Origin of the sequence: Desulfovibrio sp. 1214_IL3152 (genome assembly GCF_036763055.1) — a bacterium.
Classification (GTDB): Bacteria; Desulfobacterota; Desulfovibrionia; order Desulfovibrionales; family Desulfovibrionaceae; genus Desulfovibrio.
Genome location: NZ_JBAIYW010000112.1, coordinates 1 through 16170 on the forward strand (window position 1 = coordinate 1; position 16170 = coordinate 16170).

General features: G+C 48.0%; 11 protein-coding genes and 1 tRNA gene. 10 read left to right on the forward strand and 2 right to left on the reverse strand.

All coding sequences use genetic code 11. From position 1 onward, the window contains the following. The first annotated feature begins 518 nt into the window (after window positions 1-518). From V6C07_RS02120 to V6C07_RS02130, 3 genes are all read left to right on the forward strand, one after another. Window positions 519-594: transfer RNA gene (locus V6C07_RS02120), tRNA-Ala, on the forward strand. 818 nt (window positions 595-1412) lie between these two features. After that, on the forward strand, window positions 1413-1643 hold the full coding sequence (locus V6C07_RS02125) for a hypothetical protein (protein WP_302548535.1): 231 nt from the start codon (window positions 1413-1415) through the stop codon (window positions 1641-1643). A 56-nt stretch (window positions 1644-1699) separates the two neighbouring features. After that, on the forward strand, window positions 1700-4291 hold the full coding sequence (locus V6C07_RS02130; RefSeq protein WP_333534740.1) for an AAA family ATPase: 2592 nt from the start codon (window positions 1700-1702) through the stop codon (window positions 4289-4291). Between the two features lie 279 nt (window positions 4292-4570). On the opposite strand, the gene V6C07_RS02135 is transcribed toward V6C07_RS02130, so the two are convergent. Beyond that, window positions 4571-5929, reverse strand: coding sequence for a Y-family DNA polymerase (locus V6C07_RS02135; RefSeq protein ID WP_333534741.1), 1359 nt, complete (start codon window positions 5927-5929; stop codon window positions 4571-4573). Further along, window positions 5910-6356, reverse strand: a complete 447-nt coding sequence (locus V6C07_RS02140; protein ID WP_333534742.1) for a LexA family protein — start codon at window positions 6354-6356, stop codon at window positions 5910-5912. Before V6C07_RS02140 ends, V6C07_RS02135 begins: the two co-directional genes overlap by 20 nt. Before the next feature lie 413 nt (window positions 6357-6769). Between V6C07_RS02140 and V6C07_RS02145 the strand changes: the two genes are divergently transcribed. The 7 genes from V6C07_RS02145 (at window position 6770) to V6C07_RS02175 (ending at window position 16068) form a co-directional block, all read left to right on the forward strand. After that, the gene (locus V6C07_RS02145; RefSeq protein ID WP_333534743.1) at window positions 6770-7399 is read left to right on the forward strand and encodes a YagK/YfjJ domain-containing protein; all 630 of its coding nucleotides are present in this window, start codon (window positions 6770-6772) and stop codon (window positions 7397-7399) included. A gap of 163 nt (window positions 7400-7562) precedes the next feature. Then, the gene (locus V6C07_RS02150) at window positions 7563-8036 is read left to right on the forward strand and encodes a MucR family transcriptional regulator (protein WP_333534744.1); all 474 of its coding nucleotides are present in this window, start codon (window positions 7563-7565) and stop codon (window positions 8034-8036) included. 448 nt (window positions 8037-8484) lie between these two features. Beyond that, entirely contained in the window at window positions 8485-11253 is a 2769-nt protein-coding gene (locus tag V6C07_RS02155) for a DNA methyltransferase (protein WP_333534745.1), read from the forward strand. Then, entirely contained in the window at window positions 11243-13273 is a 2031-nt protein-coding gene (locus tag V6C07_RS02160) for a DEAD/DEAH box helicase (protein ID WP_333534746.1), read from the forward strand. The genes V6C07_RS02155 and V6C07_RS02160 overlap by 11 nt, the downstream gene beginning before the upstream one ends. A 2-nt stretch (window positions 13274-13275) precedes the next feature. Continuing rightward, complete coding sequence (locus tag V6C07_RS02165; protein ID WP_333534747.1) at window positions 13276-14547, forward strand: GIY-YIG nuclease family protein; 1272 nt, start codon at window positions 13276-13278, stop codon at window positions 14545-14547. Window positions 14548-14621: 74 nt separating this feature from the next. After that, window positions 14622-15062, forward strand: a complete 441-nt coding sequence (locus tag V6C07_RS02170) for a hypothetical protein (RefSeq protein WP_333534748.1) — start codon at window positions 14622-14624, stop codon at window positions 15060-15062. A gap of 172 nt (window positions 15063-15234) precedes the next feature. Further along, complete coding sequence (locus V6C07_RS02175) at window positions 15235-16068, forward strand: hypothetical protein (RefSeq protein WP_333534749.1); 834 nt, start codon at window positions 15235-15237, stop codon at window positions 16066-16068. Window positions 16069-16170 lie beyond the last annotated feature (102 nt).

Sequence of the window (16170 nt, forward strand, 5' to 3'; positions counted from 1 at the left end):
CGCGGATTGCGGATGTGCGGCGGGCCTGGCGCGAGCACCTTCGCAACGGGCATTGCTATGAACACAGGGTGCGGCACATCTGCGAGACGGCCGGGATCACGTGCCCGGTCAGGGCGTAGGAAAAGCAGGCGGTAAACGTCTTGCCAAGGCATTTACCGCCTTTTCGCAAAGCGGCATTGTGGCGGGTTACTCCGTGTCTTTGCGTAGTTATGGGGCCTTGGCTTCAAGGGCTGGACGCATAAAACGGCTTGCAATCCAAGCGGTGTGCCAATCTGTGCTTAAATTTGTGTTTCAATCTGTGTTCCGGCTTGCCGCAGCATGACACGGCGTGACATGACGTGCTGCGCCCGAACCCGTGCCTTGAGCGCCTGCGCCGGGCTGCATGGCGCTTCTGCAGACAGTGTTCACAGGCTCTGTCTGACCATGATGGAAGGGCCGCCGGATCAGGGGACAGGCAAAGCACTTGACAGCGGGACGTGTATTGCCTATTGCTTTCTTTCTGCGCTGTTTATGCGCGTGGGGAAGTAGCTCAGCTGGGAGAGCACCGCCTTCGCAAGGCGGGGGTCGAGGGTTCAAATCCCTTCTTCTCCACCACATTTTCAAGGGGTTACCTGATTACAGGTAACCCCTTCTTTGTTTTCCCAACACCATTCCCAACACGTCTGCTAAAAACCAGAAACAATCAGTAAAAAGCCTCGCGATAGTATGCCCTTCTTTTTTTGAGAGGAGCAGGGCTACGCAAGTAGTTCCTATTCCCAATCTCTTCGTGGTCATCCCCACCATTTCGTCTCATTCACTTTCTGCGTGAAATATTTGGCGTCAGCAACATGAGGGCAGATATATCTGGAGTCATGTTGCCCAGCCATTTTTGCTTTTTGTAGTGTGGCTCGGAACGCCAAAATTTAAAAATCTCCTAGAGCCATGCGCCCTCGCCGTTTTTTAAAAATCGGCGTCATTGCCCATAGCGTACACTCAGAGTACTCGCGAGAATTTTTGTGGAGGAATAGGGAAATGAACGAAAAAGACGCTGTGCTCAAAGAAAAGAGCTTGGATAGATGGCTTGATGAGCGAGAAGTAAGTTGCCTCACAAGGTTGAGCTTGTCAACGCTCAGGGCTCACAGATTTTACGGAAAAGGCATCCCCTACTCAAAAGTAGGAAGGTCTGTCCGCTATAGCTTGGCAGATGTCACGACATTCATGAAATCTCGCCGGGTTGTTCCTGAAAACGCATAAGGAGGAGCATTAATGCAATATGCAAGAGCTCCACCTTAGACAGGATGGAAAATGAGGCTAAGAAAAAAAATTGCCAATGAAAGCTTAGCCTGACGACCCTGTAGCCCGTTTATCGTACCACCGCTTAACCCGTCCCCTCTCCAAAAAGAGAGAGGGGAGAATCAGATATGGAGTCTGCTATGTCGAATGAAAAATCTACAGAACCGCTTGGCAAGGCCATCGCTAGCGCTCAAAGCTATGATGCGAAAAAGATGGATTCTGATACACGTGACGCAATTTCTAGCCTCAGAGAAGAGATGCACGAAATGTTGCAGCTCCCCTCGGAAGATCTGGCCAAGGTTGACTATATCGAATGGAAGTTGGACTGGAAGCCCGTACTGACCTCTCGTCTTTACCCTAAAAAAATCTAGGTTTAATGCCAGGAGAAGCAGGCCAACATCTGCTTCTCCTGCTCATGGAGGGAAAAATGACCTTTGATTATAAAGAAATGGTTAAAGAGGCAATAAAGACAAGCCAACCAGCCACAAGGGTTCGCCAACTCGGTTGCCATGACAAGACTCCTGCCTCGGTGTCCCAAATGACCCTTGATACTACGGCAAGGGTTGCGCCTTTAAGCCGTTGTCATCACTCTTCTCAAGCCTCACTTGCCCAGCAAACGTACACTCGCACGCATTTGAAAAGATTCATCGACAAATGGCCTGCTCGCGATCAGGCCAATAAAGCTGAAGATGGCATTGCGCTGGCAGGAAAGGATTCGTTTTCTTCTGCCTTTACTGCTGCGCTTGGTATGGCGAACACCACCAATATCTGCGGCTTGGATGATGTCCTGATCAAGGCAGCTGTTTTTGAGGCTCTTCTTGAGCGAGAGGCATCTTGCCAGTTCGCTTCCGGCAGCAATGCCAATCTTCGCGCGCTTTTGAATATCAAGGAAAGCCATGGCCGTGAGAGCATGACGGTTTCTGGCGAGCTTGGGCCAGATAACGAACTGAGGTGGACTCTTAACCTCAGAACCACAGGCACCACATGGGCGAGGTTGCTTTGCATGATCTTCAACCTGTCCAGAATGGATGCCTTGGCGACTCTGGCCAATATCCTGAGCATGAGCTTTGATAACCTTTCTAAGCTTTCCAGTGATAGGCATGCTGTTGAATTGAAAGGTGGATCGCGGCCAATAGAAGACGTGCCTGACAGTCTTCATCTGCCTGGACTTCCGGCTGGATCGGCTTGCGCTGAGTTGATGGAGATAAGGTACATCTACGGCAATGCCGGGCAGATAATCGGAGCCATCCTGCGCTATCGGTTGAATGGAAATGATTTCTGTCTCCCTGCCACTGTTGGGCGTGGGGTTCTTTGCATGGGCAAGTACAAACCGACAGCCCATTTCCTTAACCAGCACCTTATGGACCAACACCCGTTCGCTCCGGTCATTTTCTTTCAGGACATGCGTACAGCTCTTGCCTTTGAGCGTATGCTTGGCGAAACGCAAGGTTACGATCCCGAAGAATTCATTATCACAGCTCATTTGGGCACTGACCTTTCCGTACTGCCATGGAACTACTTTCATGGCCATGAGGTTGTGTTTGTACCTGCTCCGACAAAGGTATGCATGGCGATGGTCAAGTTATATAGGGATTACATTATGGGGGCGTGGGCTCAGGATTTTCGGATCTATCCTGGCTTTCTACTTCACTCCAAGCCAAGCTGTGATCTAAAAGAGCATGTAACAGGTGTCACCGATGCAGAGGATGAACTGCTGCGTGGGGCTGTGCGGCTTGATACTGTTGAGCGTCCCACGTGGCTGATGGAACAGGTGGCCAAGAAGGGCTTTTCCTATGATGACTTCGTGGCTTGGGGCCAGAAGTTGGGCATTTTCAAAGCGCCAACAATAGCAACCCATCTGGGCACAACAACTCAGCCCCATGCATTGGCTCCAGCCAACCCTGCCTTAACTCCAGAACGGGCATATAACTTGGCCGACGTAAATCTCTACCACATCCTACGCCCTGGTAGCTATGCGGTACTGATGGGAGCAAAAGGAGCGGGAAAAACTCAGGTTGCTCTCTCTGCCAGCCACTCCATCATCAAGGGTGACATCATGTGGCCCCTTTTCCGAGGCGTCGGCATTAATGCTGGCAATGTTGCCTACATAGACGCAGAAACTCCGCATGACGAGTATTGCGCAAACCTTGAACAACATGGCCTTACCACCGAAACAGGGCATCGTTTTTTTGGACTTTCCAGATTTGGAGATGACCTTCCGGAATTCTGCAATACCTTTTCACTTACGGATGCACAATTTCGTGAGGGCTTGTTTCACTACCTGCTGGAACACAAGTGTCGTTTTGTGTTCCTGGACAACCTCACAGCTTTAATGGGAGATGCTGTTCATCAGGGAAAGGCTGCACAGGAGGTGCTGGACTGGGTGGAGAAGCTCCAGCAGTGCGGACTCTGCGTTGTACTTGTCCATCACAAATTTGAACATGAAGGAGGCATAGCCCACAGCGACAAGGCACGGGGCAGCCAGCTATTTATTATCCGCGCCAGAACGGTCATTGCGCTCGTGAGCCGTACGGAAATCTTGAGAGAAGCCGTTGAAAGTGAAAAAGTGCGTTCGGCAGCTGCAGATGATGGTTTGACCGTTGGTGTGCGCTTCAATGCGAGCAAACCAGCTCCCGTCCTCGAAAAAAGAACTTTCTGGCTCCATCTGCCGCTCGGGGCATCGGAATGGCAGTTTTTGGCGGCTACCGGAGCTGACGGAACGGAAATCCCCTTCCTACCTCCTGCAGATGAGCCAGCGGAGTCCATGGTTTCAGCATATGATGCCAGCGCGGCATCTGAAAATGCGGGGGAGGCAGAGCATTGCGAATTGTCAGAGGAGGAACGCAAGGTCTACGAGTACGCGAAGAGCCACGGAGAAGTTGGCACGAAAGATGCTAAAACACAACTGAGCTATGGTGATACACGGGCTCGTGAAGTTTTGCAGGCGCTGGCCGAAAAAGGCCTTCTCGTCCACAATAATAAAAACGGCCGAGCCACAGCCTACCTGGTGAATAAGTAATTCCACAGGCCCCTATACGAAAAGCGTACATTTGACGATGTACGCTTTTCTTACTTTGAAGCCCCATCTGCCGGTAATGGTACAACGAGATCAACCGCTCAGGGGTATCCATCTATCCTTCGTTTTTCCCTCAAAAATCCCACTCACTATCCCGCACCCTGTCCTTCATACCCTCCACAGGAAGGGCTGTATCCCACGCTTTACCCCTCAAAAATCCCTCTTTTTATCTCTCAAGAGGGATTTTTAAAAAGCCGTCATCAATGATTTAAGGTAGTTGGACTAGCTGCTCTTTTCGGAGGCTACCTCAAAAGGCGTTACTCTACAGGCATAACGTGGGGCAAGTTTATCTCTGCATCTGGCCACAGCCAGTTCCGCCCAATTTGTTGTAGCCCGTGGGGAGCGGTGTTCCTGACGCACATGCCAAGCAGCGTGTTGCGGACCTTCTGCGCCAAAGCGTACAGCCCCTCGACCAAATTTTACATTGATTCTGTCGAGTGCGCCCATCAGGGCATTCGGGTGGGACTGCACATTGGCTTCTGGGTCTGCAAGCAGGCTTCCCTGTAGACCGTTTGCGAGACAGAGGTCGTACAGCATAATACCAGCTTTGGCATAAGCTGGGCCTTCTTTGTAAAGGGATGCCAAAACGCTACGTGCAGCGCGTAGCATGGCAACCGTGTCCGCCGTGGCTGGGAACAGAACTTTTTGGCCTGTTACATCGTGGAAGCAACGCGCGTTATGCCGTGCTGTGCGAATATGCACGCCAATACCACCAGCAACCAACTGATGACGACGAAGGCGCTCGGCGGCCAGCACTGTGAATGTGGATACCGCCTGTTCCAGAGAGGACAGGTCGTGAACACTTTGGCCAAAAGAGCGGGATGACACCAGTGTCCGGCGTATGGGGTTCTCATCTTCATCAATGCACGGAACGCCTCGAAGTTCCATTGCTGTCTTCCAGCCCGTGACCGTAAGATTTTTACGCAGCCAAATATCATCGGCCTGGCGCAAGTCCCATGCGGAAGTTATCCCGACGCCATAGAGCTTCTGAGCCTGACGCCAGCCGATGCCCCAAACGTCCCGAACAGGAAAAGTGCGAAGCACTTCCACAAAGTCAGACTCACCGCCTGTGAAAATGCACACACCAGAAGATTGTTTTGCCAGTCGATTGGCAAGCTTTGCTAAAGTACGTGTGGAGGCGATGCCCACAGAAACCGCAATCCCTGTCCACTGGTGAACAGTCTCACGCAAGGCGCGTGCTACTCCCTCTATGTTGGGCACCAAGGCTCCATCCAGACACAAAAAGGCCTCATCAATAGAGTACTGCTCAACCTGCGGACAAACGTGTTCCAGTGCAGCCATAACCCTGGCGGAGATATCGCCATAGAGCGCATAGTTTGAAGAAAAAACGGCAACATTGTGCTGCCGCAGTAAAGGGCGGGCTTTGAATTCTGGCGTTCCCATGGCAATGCCCAAAGCCTTGGCTTCCTGTGAACGCGCTACAATACAGCCATCATTGTTGGAAAGAACCACCACGGGCTTGTTAGTTAAGTCCGGACGAAAAATCCTTTCGCATGAGGCATAAAAGTTGTTGCAATCCACGAGCGCCCACAAGGGTCGGTTAGAGCTTGTGGACGGCATAGGTCACCACTCCCCATATGTGGACGTATTCGTGCTCGGTGATGTCAATCTCAGGGTAATCTGGATTTTCTGGCATCAGCAAAACGCGCCCTTGACGACGCACCAAGCGCTTCACCGTCAACTCGCCATCCAATGCGGCAATGACGACGCGATTGTGCCCAGCACTCTCTGAGCGATCCACCACAAGCAGGTCGCCATCATGGATGCCCGCATTGATCATGGACTCTCCATGCGCCCGTAAAAAGAAGGTGGCAGCTTCATTGCGCACCAAGTGGCTGTGCAGATCCAACCGCGTATCAAGAAAGTCTTCTGCAGGTGATGGAAAACCTGCTTCCACTGGGGAGAGATATAGAGGCAGCCCCTCCCCTTTCGGGCGTGAAGGATCAGCCTGACCAATAAATTCAAGTCGTATGCCAGCAGTGTTCATGCCCTACAGATAGCTGGATTCAGCCAAGGAGGCAAGAAGCCAAGCTGTCAAAGAAGTTCATTCAACATTCTGAAAAAACAGACTATATCGCAGGCAATTATATGCAGAAAAATTAAAGATACAATTTCTTCACAATCGATCATGCAGAGGTGTTTGAGTGAGACATTCAGGATTAAAGTAATATCTTATATTAATCTAATTAGTTTAATTAATCTAATTCAATTTAAATACAATGGTAAATATAAATAAAGGAGTTAATTTTAAACCGAAGAATGAATGCGAACAATAAAAATTTAACTTCATAACATTATCCTACATATGAAATGTGTTCGCATTAGCAAAGATGCGAACACATATTAAAAATTATCCAAACCAGTATATACAATGAGACTATAAACTAAATGGAGATTACCATGTCAAACAAAACAACATCGTCTAATAAATATCGTGGTTATGACATCAACACAGGAAAAGATAACAACCTAACTTGTAACACAAAAACTCTTGATCAAATTGTTGATACTGTAGAATGCATGACAAAAAAACATTCAAAAGTTCTTTGTACAAGAGTAGATATACACTCTGAACAAGACTCAGAAAATATCATAGGTGGAAAAGAAATGACAAGGATACTTGAAAACACCAAGAGAAATATAAACTCAAAATTTAAAAATTCACCCAACAAGCCTGATCTTCATGTCATTTGGACAACAGAAAAAACATCTGAAGAAAACAACCCTCATTACCATGCACTGTTCCTAGTCAATGGGCATGCCATCCGTAACGGCTTCACGATATACGAAACTGTCAACAAACACGTAAAAAAGAAACTGAACACAGAGAAGGACGGTCTAGTCCATTACTGCGAGAGCAACCAGGGCAATGGAATCATGATCAACAGGAACTCAGAGGATTTTGAACAGCAGAAGAACGATGCTGTCCATGCAGCAAGTTACCTGGCTAAAACAAGATCCAAGGAACACAACCCCAAGGGTTCAAGAGTGTCCTCTTCAAGTAGACTAAACAAGGCTAAAAAGAAGTAAACCATGCCGTATACGCCGACTTACAGAGTCAATGTTCAGCAAGAAAATAATAACCTTGTCTATAACAAGTTTTCATTTGCTCTACAGATTATTTTTCTATAGGTGATGGAGAAAGATTCTTTATACACACATCTTCATCAAACTTCACACAGGAGAACATCCTATGGCCCTTGAAGACAAAGACTTGTTCAATGCCATCTTTAACAAATACAGTGATCAGCCCATTGAATTCATCATGGAGCAATATGAAAAAGCCAAAATACTGAATATAGCTATTGAGAAAAGACAGCAGAGCCAGCCTGTTACCACGGATGCAGAATCTGCTACAGATGCCATGACGGAACCTTCCAACGCTGAAAATGTCACTCCCAAGAAAAAATATACCAAGCGTGATCTTGTTGTAAAACCTCAAGCAGCCATCACGGATGAGCATATCAAATGCTGTATCTGTGGCCAGGAGAGGAGCATCCTCACTTCCAGACATCTTGCACAGCACGGCATCACCGTAGACGAGTACAAGACGCTGTGCAGGTATGATGCCAAGCAGCCCCTCATGTCCAACAACCGTATAGAACATGCCAGAGTCGTCATCGCTAAGGCGCAACAAGCAAGGAAGGCCAAAAAGGCTTCCGAGTAGCCCACCAGCAGACTACTCTCACCTCACCATACTGTGGGTGCTGCACAACAACGCAGCACCCATCAGTATACTTTGAGATTGTCATGCGGATGTAAACTATTTTTCTATATGGGCACCCTCTAGGGCGAGCACTGCATTGCAACAAGAACAATGAATCTTTCAAGGGGTATCTGCAGACACCATCTAATCGCTTCAACGTTCGGTGCTGTTGCTCTTCTTTGCCATTTGCAGCATACTTCCATTGTGACGAGCAGTAGTCAGGGCACCGCGCCCTAAATGAACTTGAAAGGCTGAACTTACGGATGAAGATAAAAATGGGCTGATAGCGGCGCTTGAAAACATGCGGGTAGCTATTGAAATGGTTATACATAGCAATACAAAAATTTTGTGACGATTTGGCTTTCAAAACTATACAACCTCTAAAGACATGGGGTAGGCTGGAGGACACATGGCGGCTCTCAATCAGGCAAAAATCATCAACGCGTTGGAAACGATTGTGGATGAAGCGCGGGAAGACTTTATATTTTCCTTTCTCTTAGCCTACGGTATGCCCAAAGCCACCATCAAGCGCCTCCAAATGGGCGACAAGCAACGCAATGTCGCGCAGGTCGCCGGGGATGTTGCCGTTGCGCAAAAAATATACTTCCACCCGCTGCAAAAAGGAGAGGATCCGCAAGGATCTTTGGAACGTATTCTTGCTCTGCCTTTGATTGCGCAGCACAAAATTCGTTTTGTCATGGTAACGGACTTCAAAACCGTGTTGGCCTATGACGGCAAGGTCGACGACTTCACTGAATTTGATTTTGACGATTTCAAAACCAATTTTGAGTTCTTTTTGCCCCTGACCGGACAGTACGAAAAGGCCGTTGCCTACGCCGAGCACCCCGCCGATGTCAAAGCGTGTGAAAAGATGGGGCGGCTGTACGACTCCATCCAAGCCACCAACCATTATGAGAGCGATGATCTTCACACGCTCAATGTGTTCCTTACTCGGCTGCTGTTTTGCTTCTTTGCGGAAGATACAGGCATTTTTCCCCAGTCAAACCAGATGACCCATGCGGTCAAGTCGCTCACCAAAGAAGACGGTTCCGACCTCACGGAATTTTTTGAAACGCTGTTCACGGTGCTGAACCTTCCGGACCAGGCTCCAGAGCGGAAAGATTTGTCCGCAACATTCCAAACTTTTCCCTATGTCAACGGAGGTCTTTTTGCAGAACACTGCCGCATTCCCAAATTTGATAGCAAGGCGAGGCGCTTGCTTCTGGATTGCGGCAATATGTCCTGGAGAGATATCTCTCCGGTTATTTTTGGTTCCATGTTTCAGGCGGTCATGGACCCGGAGAAAAGGCGTTCACTGGGGGCGCATTACACCAGCGAGAAAAACATACTCAAGGTCGTGCGTCCGCTTTTTCTTGATGCGCTGTATGAAGAATTTGAGCAGATTGCGGCACAGGTGACTGGAAAGAGAAGATCGCAAGCCCTTAAAAATTTTCAGAAAAAATTGAGTTCGCTTGGTTTTCTTGACCCGGCCTGCGGGTGCGGCAACTTCTTGGTGGTGTCCTATCGTGAGTTGCGGGAGTTGGAACTCAAGGTGTTGCTGGCTATTCGCAAGGATGAACCGCCCAAAACACAAGTTATGGACGTTCGTTTACTCTCCAAGGTTACGATTAACCAGTTTTACGGCATAGAGCTGGAAGAGTTTCCCGTTGAAATTGCCCGCGTTTCCATGTGGCTCATGGAGCATGTGATGAACGTGAAGTTCGGTGAAGCATTCGGCTCGGTGTTTCCGTCAATTCCTTTGCAACACTCTGCGGAGATCGTTTGTGCCAATGCTCTCGCCGTTTCTTGGGATGACCTTTTTCCGGTTGAAAAGCTGCACTATATTTTAGGTAACCCGCCATTTGGCGGGGCACGCGTAATAACAGCCGAGCAAAAAGATCAATTGATGCAGGTTTTTTCTGGGGTTAGCGGGGCAAGTAATTTAGATTATGTGACAGCGTGGTATAAAAAAACAGCTGATGTGATGAGGTGCAATGCGATGGTCCGCGCTGCCTTTGTTTCCACAAACTCTATATGTCAAGGCGAACAAGTAGCTATTTTGTGGCAACATATGCTCAATGCCTACGGCATAAAAATCCATTTTGCATATCGTACATTTAAATGGGGCAATGAAGCACGAGGAAACGCCGCTGTGCATTGTGTAATTGTCGGCTTCGGGCGCAATGACTGGGCAGATAAAATGCTTTACAATAGTGACGGAAATGTAATCTCCGCCAAAAAAATTAATGGATATCTTGTTGAAGCCGCTGATGTATTTATTGAAAACAGAAAGTTCCCACTATGTGATATTCCCAAGGTAGATTTTGGAAATATGCCCAATGATGCAAAAGGGTTGCTTAGTAAATATTCAAATGAAGAAAAAAATGATATTTTAAGGCAATACCCTGAGATGACCAAATGGTTTAGGCTTTTTTGGGGTGCAGATGAGTTTATAAATGGCATTGAGAGGTGGTGTCTTTGGCTAAAGGATGCTGAACCTTCAGAGATAAATAACCAGGTATTTCTGCGAGATATTTTGCAAAGAATCAAAGATAAAAGATTGGGCAGTAAAAGAGTGGCAACGAAAATATTGGCAGAAACGCCGCATTTATTTGGTGAAATACGTCAACCAAAAAATAATTATATTTTAATTCCGCGTCATTCATCTGAAAAAAGAAAATATATTCCTATCGGTTTTATTTCTCCCGATATTATTTCTGGAGATTCAAACATTGTAATGCCCAATGCTACTCTTTACCATTTTGGAATACTCACTTCCCTCGCACACATGACTTGGATGCGCACAGTATGTGGAAGATTAAAAAGCGACTATAGATATTCAGCTTCCTTAGTTTACAACACGTTCCCATGGCCCACGCCCACCGGACCCCAAAAAAAACATATAGAAACTCTCGCGGAAAACATCTTGCTAACCCGCGAAATGTACCCGGACATGACCCTTGCCGACATGTACGACCCGGACAAGATGCCGGAACCCTTACGGGAAGCACATACCGCCCTGGATATTGCCGTGGATGCCTTATACCGCAAAAAGCCTTTTGCCAGTGACGAAGAACGCTTGCAGCTTCTTTTTGCGCTGTATGAAAAATTGGTAGCAAAAAATCCCCAGAACGAGGCCGCAAATATCGGTGCAGAGGACGCGAGCGATGACAACTGAGCTTTTAACCGTTCACTATGGGCAAACAGGGCAAAGCACCGCGCAAAATCCTATGGGTATGCGCGAGATGCAAGCGCGGGCCTATGCAGCCAGAAACGCGCAATATCTGCTGCTTAAAGCGCCCCCGGCCTCCGGTAAATCCCGCGCCTTGATGTTTCTGGCCCTCGATAAAGTGATGAATCAGGGGCTGCACAAAGCCATTGTCGCTGTGCCGGAAATTTCCATTGGCGGCTCGTTTGCCAATACCAATCTGAGCGCCTTCGGCTTTTTTGCCGACTGGCATGTGGATGCCGGGTACAACCTTTGTACCCTCGGTAATGAATGGAAAATCAATAAGCTCATTGAATTTTTGGACGACCCCGAAGCCCGTTTCCTGTTATGCACTCATTCCACTCTGCGTAATGCCTATGAACGTCTTGGCGATGCCCGCAAGTTTGACAATATGCTTATCGCCATTGACGAATTTCACCATACCTCGGCGGAAGAAGGGAACAAGCTGGGCGCAATGGTGGATGGGCTGATCCGCAATTCATCGGCCCACATTGTCGCCATGACAGGTTCCTATTTTCGCGGCGATCAAGTTCCCATTTTGCCCCCAGAAGCAGAGGCCCTGTTCACGCAAGTGACCTATACGTACTACGAACAGCTAAATGGCTACAAGCATCTGAAATCTCTTGGGCTTGGCTATCATTTCTATCAGGGCCGCTACTTTGAAGCCATGAAAGAAGTGCTGGATTTGAACAAAAAAACCATTGTCCATATTCCCAATGTCAATTCGGCGGAATCTACAGGCCAGAAATATTCCGAAGTGGATTATGTGCTGGATGCCATTGGTGAGGTGAAAGATAAAGACCCTAAAACGGGCATCATGACGCTGAAAACCCGTGACGGCAAATTGCTCAAGGTTGCGGATTTGGTTACGGACGATCCCATGCGGGTTAACGTGCTGTCCTTCTTGCGCGATATACGGCAGCGGGATGAAATGGACATTATTATTGCTCTGGGCATGGCCAAAGAAGGCTTCGACTGGCCCTGGTGCGAGCATGTACTGACCATTGGCTACCGTTCCTCCCTGACAGAAGTTGTGCAAATTATTGGTCGCGCCACGCGCGATTGCGAAGGCAAAAGTCACGCGCAGTTTACCAACCTGATCGCGCAGCCGGATGCGGAAGACGAAGACGTAAAAAACTCCGTCAACAATATGCTCAAAGCGATTACGTTGTCATTGCTGATGCGCGAAGTGTTGGCTCCGAATATCACGTTCCGGCCTCGTTCCTTGCTGCGCGAAGGCGAAACGCTCCAGCCCGGTGATATTGTCATTGACGACTCAGAAGCGCCAATATCGCCGCGTGTGCATGAAATTTTGAATTCCGGCGGCATTGAGCAGATCGTAACGACGCTGCTGAATACCCCGGAGGCGGTCAATCCGGTGATAGCAGCGCCGGACGAGCACAAAATCCTTACCGAAGCGGCAATGCCCAGAATCATTACGCAACTCTTTCCTGATTTACCGCCGGAAGATGTGTCGATGCTTAACGACCTTGCTCAAACGCAAATGGTTATTACCGCCAACGGCGGCCTGGTTACGGAGCTGCCGCCGGGGGCAGAGGTTATCCCAGGTGATACTACGACCGATAGGGATGACGGCCCCTCCAATTCCGCAGGCGCTCTGGCTTTTCTGCGGGTGGGGGAAAAGTTCATCAATGTGAGTTCGCTGAATATCGATTTAATTGAAAGCGTCAACCCGTTTCAGGGCGCGTATGAGATTCTCTCCAAGTCTGTTACCGCGCCCATGCTGAAAACCATTCAGGATCAAGTCACTGCCCAGCGCAGCAGTGTGAGCGAAGAAGAAGCCGTGTTGCTTTGGCCCAGAATCAAGGATTTCAAACGCCAGTTCGGAGTTGAACCATCGTTGAACGCCACGGATGCCTATGAGCGGCGGCTGGCGGAAGTGCTGGCCTATGTGCGGAACAAAAAAGCCCAACAGATCCAGGCCGCGCAAGCCGCAAAAACGGAGTAGTCGTGAAGCTCCGCTCCGCGCCACGTTCCATGGCAACTTCTCTGGATGCCATTTTTGACGAAGAAGATGACCTTGGTCTGCTCGCCGGAGTAGTGCCTACAAAGAAAAAGAATGCGGCAACTACGGATTCGTCGGTTTCCGCGTTTTTGGAGCTTGTCGCCTTTTTTGAAGTACACAAGCGGGAGCCGGATGAAAACAAGCCGGAAGAGAAGCCCCTTGCATGGCGCTTGAAGGGGTACAGGACGCGTCCTGAACTGCGCGTAAAAGTCTTGGAGTATGACAATGTTGGGCTGTTGAGCGAAAAGGCGGCTGCTCCTGTTCCCTGCAAATCATTGCCAGACGCGCCTGTTGCTGTGAGGGAAGTTACTTCCCTGGAGGATATTTTCGATGATGACGATGACCTTGGCTTGCTTGGTGGCATAGATACTTCCATTTTTACCGCCACGCCTGCCAGGCCACTCACAGATAAGGATATGCCGGACGAAATAGCCAGCCGCAAGGCGTGCGAAGACTTTTACCTGTATGAAAAACTCTTTCAGGATGTGCAGGGCGTTCTTAATACCAAGGCCGTCATGCTGGAGCGGTTTTCCAGTGAGTCCGAAGCTGCTGTCGGACAAATGTTCATTCTACGGGGGCAACTCTGTTATGTAGACAGGATTCTCAAGGAGGATACGTCTGATTCCAAAAGGGATAACCCTCGGCTGCGCGTTATCTTTGAAAACGGCACAGAGGCCGATTTGCTCAAACGTTCTCTCGCCCGTGCTTTGTATAAAGACCCGCACAGTCGGCGGGTCAATTTTGATCTAAATCTGTTTTCCGACAAGTCTTTCACCATTTCGCATGGCGATAAACCCACAGGGTATATTTATATTTTGGGTTCAGAAACAACGGCTCCGGCACTTGCCAGCCTGAAAACCACCGGCAAATTGGTGAAAATAGGCTACTCAAGTCAGGACGTTCATGAGCGCATCAAAAACGCTCAAACCGATCCCACCTACCTTGAAGCTCCGGTACGTTTACTGGCCCAAATAGAGTGCTTCAACCTTAATCCACAAAAATTTGAAAACCTTATCCATGCGTTTTTGTATCAGCAGCGGCTGAAAATGACTCTTATCAGCGCCAGTGGCAAACCCTACCACCCCGAAGAATGGTTTGCCGTCAGCGTGGAAACTGCTGTTGAAGTCTGCAATCGCATAATCGATGGAACTATAGTGCAGTACCGTATGGACAATACGGCAGGAGTGATTGTGAAAAAGCACGCAGCACTAAAATAATGATGCACCGACCGCAATGTAAATTGCCCTACGAATCATGTTTCGGTCACATTATTTCATCCAGGGGTACCCCAATGAACACGAGTAGCTTGACACTAACGCAGATTTTGGCCGTTTGGGGTGCTTTGCTCTCAACGTTTTTAGCGGGTGTAAAGTTTTGGGAACTTTGGAATAACCGTTTAAAAGTAGATAGTTATGCGACTTGGACAGGAAGTGAGGAAGAGGGGCACACAATAACAATACGCAACTTATCACATTTTCCGATAATGTTGGTAGGATGGGAATTATTTTATCGGCAACAAAAATTTCTTATTCCTCAGGATGAAATAATTGAAAGGAATGATTTTGATTGGAGTGATAACACTATCAATCCTGTATCTGTTTTTTCGTTAAATTTTAAAGGACAAGATTATTTTTCAATACGTAAGACTTCGGAAGGAAATAGTATATATATTAAATTATATTTTTCTGGACATAATGCTATAATACGACGAATTTACAAAGCAAAAATATAATATTCAATTTTACTCATTATGCTGTGTTTGAGATTTTGCGCTCCCGAAAAAGTATGCCATTGAACAATTCGTGTTCCTGGCATAGGAGCACAAGAATGAAGCGTAGTAGATTCACCGAAGAGTAGATTATTGGGATGATATTGCTGCAGGCAGAGACAGGAGTACGAAGTAAATGACTCACCTTATGACCGAGCAGTGTGAGATCGATAACGATTGTACTGGAGAACGCTGGCAAGTTCTTGATGATGAGCAAATCGCACGTTTGATTGCTATCATTGCAATGGGACAGGTTGCCCAAGCAAGTCATATCCTATCAGAACTGGTACCAGCAACACCAGCTTTCACCACTCCTGAATTAAAAACCGAAGCCCAAATTAGACTGACCATTCAGGATAGAAAACAAACAGTGAGAACTGGCTATCCCCGTCCTCAGCGCGATGGTTTTATTTTTGAGGCAATCTCGTGGATTGCCGCTCGGCAAATCTATGGTAAAGAGGCGTATATAAGAGCTCCTCATGTCAGTGCCACGTCGCAGGGACTTGACGGACTGATGATAGAGCTATCGAATGTTAAAACTCAAATCAGTAGAGTTACAATATTCGAAGATAAATGCACAGAAGACCCTGTTGCAGCCTTCAAATATAAAGTGATACCAGCTTTTCAAGATCGGCACGTCAACAAGAGAAGTGCTGAAATTATTGCAGTTGCTACTGTTTTGCTTGGGCAAGCTGGCCTTGATGACGGAACTGCCGCCTGCCTTGCCTCGGCTGTGACCGACCGAGCAAAAAGGCGATATCGTGCCGCTTTTGCTGTCACCACGGATTTTGATAGCGATTACGGCAGGAAACAAATTTTTGCAGACTATAATAAAATCACAGAGATTAGACAGGATCAGCGGCTAGCTGCTTGCCTGGTCGTTCCCCCTCCATTGCGTGCTTGGTTTGATCGGGTTGCAGAGATTGCAATTAAATACATTGAATCTCATTGCTGTCCGGCTAAGGGGTAACAAAAAAGTCCAAAATCTCAGCAGTATGTGGTATAAGAAGTTACCACAACAACTTGCCACACAAGGAGATTTTGGACTTGAGCCATCATACTACACTCTTCT

What these genes read in the sequence shown, in the direction of transcription:
- V6C07_RS02135 (WP_333534741.1), bottom strand. Translation starts at nt 5,929, where the DNA reads ATGCCGTCCACAAGCTCTAACCGACCCTTGTGGGCGCTCGTGGATTGC.
- V6C07_RS02130 (WP_333534740.1), top strand. Translation starts at nt 1,700, where the DNA reads ATGACCTTTGATTATAAAGAAATGGTTAAAGAGGCAATAAAGACAAGC.
- V6C07_RS02125 (WP_302548535.1), top strand. Translation starts at nt 1,413, where the DNA reads ATGTCGAATGAAAAATCTACAGAACCGCTTGGCAAGGCCATCGCTAGC.
- V6C07_RS02170 (WP_333534748.1), top strand. Translation starts at nt 14,622, where the DNA reads ATGAACACGAGTAGCTTGACACTAACGCAGATTTTGGCCGTTTGGGGT.
- V6C07_RS02150 (WP_333534744.1), top strand. Translation starts at nt 7,563, where the DNA reads ATGGCCCTTGAAGACAAAGACTTGTTCAATGCCATCTTTAACAAATAC.
- V6C07_RS02175 (WP_333534749.1), top strand. Translation starts at nt 15,235, where the DNA reads ATGACTCACCTTATGACCGAGCAGTGTGAGATCGATAACGATTGTACT.
- V6C07_RS02145 (WP_333534743.1), top strand. Translation starts at nt 6,770, where the DNA reads ATGTCAAACAAAACAACATCGTCTAATAAATATCGTGGTTATGACATC.
- V6C07_RS02140 (WP_333534742.1), bottom strand. Translation starts at nt 6,356, where the DNA reads ATGAACACTGCTGGCATACGACTTGAATTTATTGGTCAGGCTGATCCT.
- V6C07_RS02160 (WP_333534746.1), top strand. Translation starts at nt 11,243, where the DNA reads ATGACAACTGAGCTTTTAACCGTTCACTATGGGCAAACAGGGCAAAGC.
- V6C07_RS02155 (WP_333534745.1), top strand. Translation starts at nt 8,485, where the DNA reads ATGGCGGCTCTCAATCAGGCAAAAATCATCAACGCGTTGGAAACGATT.